At 63.2% G+C, this 5,353-nt stretch carries 6 protein-coding genes; all 6 read left to right on the plus strand.

What is annotated here, in order from left to right; translation table 11 throughout:
* On the plus strand, positions 1-925 hold a 925-nt coding region (locus EOA86_RS20505), incomplete at its 5' end, for a TRAP transporter substrate-binding protein (protein ID WP_164891859.1).
* A 103-nt stretch (positions 926-1,028) separates the two neighbouring features.
* Positions 1,029-1,556 (plus strand): TRAP transporter small permease, encoded by a 528-nt coding sequence (locus EOA86_RS20510; protein ID WP_029349033.1) that lies wholly within the window; start codon positions 1,029-1,031, stop codon positions 1,554-1,556.
* Positions 1,557-1,560: 4 nt separating this feature from the next.
* On the plus strand, positions 1,561-2,841 hold the full coding sequence (locus tag EOA86_RS20515; protein WP_127209765.1) for a TRAP transporter large permease: 1,281 nt from the start codon (positions 1,561-1,563) through the stop codon (positions 2,839-2,841).
* A gap of 9 nt (positions 2,842-2,850) precedes the next feature.
* Complete coding sequence (locus tag EOA86_RS20520) at positions 2,851-3,627, plus strand: FadR/GntR family transcriptional regulator (protein ID WP_128343310.1); 777 nt, start codon at positions 2,851-2,853, stop codon at positions 3,625-3,627.
* Positions 3,628-3,654: 27 nt separating this feature from the next.
* Entirely contained in the window at positions 3,655-4,512 is an 858-nt protein-coding gene (kduI, locus tag EOA86_RS20525) for a 5-dehydro-4-deoxy-D-glucuronate isomerase (RefSeq protein ID WP_128343312.1), read from the plus strand.
* Entirely contained in the window at positions 4,509-5,276 is a 768-nt protein-coding gene (gene kduD, locus EOA86_RS20530) for a 2-dehydro-3-deoxy-D-gluconate 5-dehydrogenase KduD (RefSeq protein ID WP_095518043.1), read from the plus strand. The genes kduI and kduD overlap by 4 nt, the downstream gene beginning before the upstream one ends.
* Positions 5,277-5,353: the final 77 nt, after the last annotated feature.

The following is a 5,353-nucleotide window of genomic DNA, read 5'->3' on the forward strand; positions in this document are numbered from 1 at the left end:
GGCCGGAACGGCAAGCGCCCAGACGGTTCTGCGCTCGTCCGACACGCACCCGGACGGCTATCCGACGGTCGAGGCGGTCAAATATTTTGGCGAGCTTGTCAAAGAGCGCACGGCCGGCCGCTATTCGGTCGATGTCTATCATTCCGCGCAGCTCGGCGAGGAAAAGGACACGATCGAACAGGTGCGCTCCGGCGTGATCGACCTCAACCGCGTCTCGATGGCGCCGTTCAACGGACTCATCCCGGAAACCACCGTGCCCTCGCTGCCCTACATCTTCCGCTCGGAAGACCATATGCACAAGGTCATGGACGGGCCGGTCGGCGACCAGATTGCGGCGGCGTTCGAACAGGTCGGGCTGGTGCTGCTCGCTTTTTATGACGGCGGCGCGCGCTCCTTCTACAATTCGAAGAAGCCGATCAACACTGTAGCCGATCTGGCCGGCATGAAGTTCCGCGTCATCCAGTCCGACATCTTCGTCGACATGGTGGCTGCACTCGGCGCCAACGCGACGCCGATGCCGTATGGCGAAGTGTATTCGGCGATCGAGACCGGGGTCATCGACGGCGCGGAGAACAATTTTCCGAGCTACGACACCGCCAAGCATGCGGAAGTCGCCAAGTTCTATTCGCTCGACGAGCACACGATGGTGCCGGAAGCCTTCGTCATGGCGAAGTCGAGCTGGGACAAGCTGACGCCGGAAGACCAGGCGATCTTCAAGGCGGCCGCCAAGGAAAGCGTCGCCAAGCAGCGTGAGCTGTGGGCCGCCAAGGTCAAGGAATCGCGTGCCAAGGTCGAGGCGGCCGGTTCGCAGATCACGACACCGGACAAGCAGCCCTTCATCGACGCGATGGGTCCGGTCTACGAAAAGCACGTCAAGGACGACAAGCTGAAGGCGATGGTCGAGGCCATCAAGGCCGTGCAGTGATCAAGCGGCGGCGCGGGCATTCCGCGCCGCCATCCTTTTGCGGAGAGAACCGGTGACCTCCAGCTCAGAACAGAGACTGCCCCTGCCCGGCATCGCGCGGGTGATGTCGCGCGTCAGCACGGCGGCGCTGTGGATCGCCGGCGTCGGGCTGGTGCTGATGACCGCCTTCGTCGCCTGGCAGGTGTTCGGCCGCTATGTTCTGAACCGGTCGCCGAGCTGGACCGAGCAGGGCTCGGTGATGCTGATGAGCTGGTTCATTTTCCTCGGCGCTGCCGTCGGGGTGCGCGAGAACTATCACCTCGGCTTCGACGTCCTGCTCTATGTCCTGCCGAAAGGCGGCAAGCGTTGGCTGAGGATGATCTCGGACCTCGTCGCGCTCGCCTTCGGCATCGGCATGATCTGGTATGGCAGCCAGCTGGTTGCATTGACCTGGGGTGCCACCTTGCCGTCGCTCGGCATATCAGGAGGCTGGGACTACGTCCCGCTTGTCGCGGGAGGCGCGCTCATCGTGCTCTTCACGCTGGAGCGCATCGTGCTTCGCCTTTCCGGTGCGCCGATCGACGATGCGCTCGATGAACTGCCGCCTGCGGAAGTCGCAGCCGAACTCGACACAGCGAACGTGAAGGTCTGACGCCATGGAACTCTGGATACTCTTCGGCGTCTTCACCGTTCTGATGCTCATCGGCACGCCGATCGCTTTCTGCCTCGGCGTCGCAAGCTTTGCCACCGTCCTCTACATGGGCCTGCCGCCGCTCATCGTGTTCCAGCGCCTGAATTCCGGCATGAGCGTCTTTTCGCTGCTGGCGATTCCGTTTTTCATCTACGCCGGCGATTTGATGGTGCGCGGCGGCATCGCCAGCAAGATCGTTGCCTTCGCCGGCTCGCTCGTCGGCCACATGCGCGGCGGCCTCGGGCAGGTCAACATCGCGACCGCTACACTGTTCGGCGGCATTTCGGGCTCCGCGGTGGCGGAGGCAGCGGCGGTAGGCGGCTTGATGATCCCGCAGATGAAGGCGCGTGGATATGGAGCGGATTACGCCGTCAACGTCACCTCGATGGCGGCGCTGATCGCGCTGCTCCTGCCGCCGTCGCACAACATGATCATCTACTCGATCTCGGCAGGCGGAAAGATTTCGATCGCCGACCTGTTCACCGCCGGCATTATCCCGGGGCTGCTATTGGCGCTCGCACTGATGATCACCGCCTATTTCGTGGCGCGCTCCCGCGGTTATCCGACCGAGCCGTTTCCGGGCTTCGCCGCCGTCGCGCATCTCCTCGCTATCGCGGTGCCCGGCCTGCTGCTGATCGCAATCATCTTCGGCGGCGTGCGATCGGGCGTTTTCACGGCCACCGAGAGTTCCTGCATCGCCGTCATCTATGCGTTGCTCGTGACGGTGCTGGTTTACCGGCAGATGACCTGGGAAGGTTTCGTTCATGCCACCCATGGTGCCGTGCGCACCACAGCCATGGTGCTGCTCATCATCGGCATGGCGGCGGCGTTCTCGTGGTTGATGGCCTTCCTGAAAGTGCCGGCAGCGCTGATAGCCTCGATGAACGCGATCTCAGAGGATCCGCTGGTCGTGCTTCTCCTGCTCAATCTCTTGATGCTGTTCCTCGGCACGTTCATGGACATGGGGCCGACGATCATCATTTGCACGCCGATCTTCCTGCCCGTGGCGCAGGCCTACGGCGTCGATCCGGTGCATTTCGGCGTCATCATGATCCTCAACTTTGGAATCGGGCTGAACACGCCGCCGGTGGGCGCGGTGCAGTTCGTGGCGTGCGCAGTGGGCAAGATATCCGTCTGGGAAGCGATGCGCTCGATCTGGCCATTCTATGGCGCAGGCCTCGTGGTGCTGGGGCTCGTCACTTACATTCCGGCCATCTCGCTATGGCTGCCGAGCGTCTTCAAATAGGGGTTGGCAATGGCATCGGATACGGCGATCAGCCTGAAGGTCGAACGCAGGCCCAAGCTGTCGGAGACCGTGGTCGCGTCGATCCGCAAGCAGTTGCAGGCGGGCGAGATCCAGCCGGGCCAAAAGCTGCCGACGGAGGGCCAGCTGACCGAAACTTTCGGGGTCAGCCGCACCGTCATCCGCGAAGCGCTAGCCAAGCTTGCCGCCGACGGTCTGGTCGAGCCGCGGCAAGGCGCCGGGGTCTTCGTCACCGAGCATATCTCGACGATGTTCGGCACGCTGGCCGCGGATATGGGCAGCAAGGATTCGATCGCCCTCAACGTGCTCGAGGTGCGCCTGGCGATCGAGATCGAGTCCGCCGGGCTCGCCGCTATCCGTCGCAATGCCGCGCAGGAAGCAGCGATCCAGGAGGCGTTCTTCGAGTTCGAGCGGCTGCTCTTGAACAGCGAGCCGACAGGTCCGGCCGACCTTGCCTTCCACCGCGCGATCGCCAGCGCCACCAACAATCCGTTCTATGTCGAGATGCTCGACGTGCTCGGACGGCGCGCCATTCCTTGCGACGTGACGTCGCCGTGGTCCACCGAGCTCGCCCAGTCGGACGCCTATCAGCGCGGGCTGCAAGGCGAGCATCTGGTGATCCTGAATGCCATTATGACAGGCGATGCCGAGTCCGCTCGCGAAGCCATGCGCGCCCATCTCACCGCGAGCCAGCAGCGCTATCGCGAGCGCCTGCACGCACGTCAGAATTTTTATGCCGACTCGGTCAAGGCCGCGGCAACCGAATGACCAATGAGGCAGCCCAATGGGACAGCAATGAATCACACTGACAATCACACCGACTTCACTTCGCGTTTCGCCATCGACCCTGTTACTGCCGCGGCGATGGGGACGGACGAGCTTCGTCATAATTTCCTGATCGAAGGCCTGTTCCAGCTCGGCCGCATCGGCCTGACCTACACTCATTACGACCGCATGATCGTCGGCGGCGCCATGCCCGCGGGCATCCCGCTGCCGCTGGAAGCGATCAAGCCGACCGGGACAAAGAATTTTCTCGATCGCCGCGAACTGATCGCCGTCAACATCGGCGGCGCCGGCATCGTGAAAGCTGGCGGCCGATCCTACGAGCTGCAGCCGCGCGACATGCTGTATCTCGGCATGGGCGCCAATGAGGTGTCGTTCGCTTCAGTCAACCCAGCCGAGCCGGCTAAATTCTATCTGCTCAGCGCGCCGGCGCATCAGAGCCATCCCAGCCAGCTGATCCGCATCGGCGATGCCAAGCGGCTCGATCTTGGCAGCCAGGCGACCTGCAACGAGCGCTCGATCTTCCAGTTCATCCATGCCGAAGGCGTCAAAACCTGCCAACTCGTCGTCGGCATGACCCAGCTTGCGTCGGGCTCGGTCTGGAACACCATGCCGTGCCATGTGCATGACCGGCGCATGGAGGCTTATCTCTACTTCGACCTGCCGGAAGCGGCGCGTGTGTTTCATTTCATGGGCGAACCGGATGAGACACGCCATCTCGTCATGCGCAATGAAGAAGCGGTGCTGTCGCCGGGATGGTCGATCCATTCGGGCGCCGGCACCTCCAACTATGCCTTCATCTGGGCGATGGCCGGCGACAATGTCGACTATACCGACGTCGATCCAGTCGCGATGGAAGAGCTGCGGTGAGCGACCTTTCCGCTTTTAGCCTAGCCGGCAAGCGCATCCTCGTCACCGGCGCCAACACCGGCATCGGCCAAGGTATCGCCCTGTCGATCGCCCGCGCCGGTGGTGCTGTGGTCGGCGTCGGCCGTTCGGCGATGGACGAGACGGCGGAAAAGGTCGCTGCGTCGGGCGGACGCTTCGAGGCGGTGCGCTGCGATCTTGCCGACCATGCCGCTGCCCAGGCGATGCTCGATCGCATCTGGGACGAAACCGGACCGCTCGACGGACTGGTCAACAATGCCGGCATCATCCGGCGCGCCGACGCCGTCGATCTGACGCAAGCCGATTGGGACGACGTCATGGACGTCAATCTGAAGACAGTCTTTTTTCTCAGCCAGAGCTTCGCCACGCGTGTGCTTGCCGATCCGGAACGGCGCGGCAAGATCGTCAACATCGCGTCGGTGCTGAGCTTCCAGGGCGGCATCCGCGTCGCCTCCTATACGGCGTCGAAGCATGGCGTGCTCGGCATCACCCGGTTGCTCGCCTGCGAATGGGCGTCGAAAGGCATCAACGTCAACAGCATTGCGCCCGGCTACATCGAAACCAACAATACCGAGGCGCTGCGTGCCGATCCAGACCGCAGCGCCGCCATTCTGGCGCGCATTCCAGCCGGGCGTTGGGGCGGGCCGGAAGATATCGGCGACGCGGCCGTCTTCCTGCTGGCGCCAGCGTCAAACTACATGCATGGCGCAGTGGTGCCGGTGGACGGCGGCTGGTTGGCGCGATGAGGCCAGATGAGGATTTGGCGATGACTGGATCCAAGATATTTTCGCACGCCGGCGAGGGCGCATGGACGCCGACCCCG

Origin of the sequence: Mesorhizobium sp. M5C.F.Ca.IN.020.32.2.1 (assembly GCF_004023105.1) — a bacterium.
Classification (GTDB): domain Bacteria; phylum Pseudomonadota; class Alphaproteobacteria; order Rhizobiales; family Rhizobiaceae; genus Mesorhizobium; species Mesorhizobium wenxiniae.

Excerpts from the sequence above, each read along its gene's own strand:
- kduI (WP_128343312.1), top strand. The coding sequence starts at position 3,655 with ATGAATCACACTGACAATCACACCGACTTCACTTCGCGTTTCGCCATC.
- EOA86_RS20515 (WP_127209765.1), top strand. The coding sequence starts at position 1,561 with ATGGAACTCTGGATACTCTTCGGCGTCTTCACCGTTCTGATGCTCATC.
- EOA86_RS20510 (WP_029349033.1), top strand. The coding sequence starts at position 1,029 with ATGTCGCGCGTCAGCACGGCGGCGCTGTGGATCGCCGGCGTCGGGCTG.
- EOA86_RS20520 (WP_128343310.1), top strand. The coding sequence starts at position 2,851 with ATGGCATCGGATACGGCGATCAGCCTGAAGGTCGAACGCAGGCCCAAG.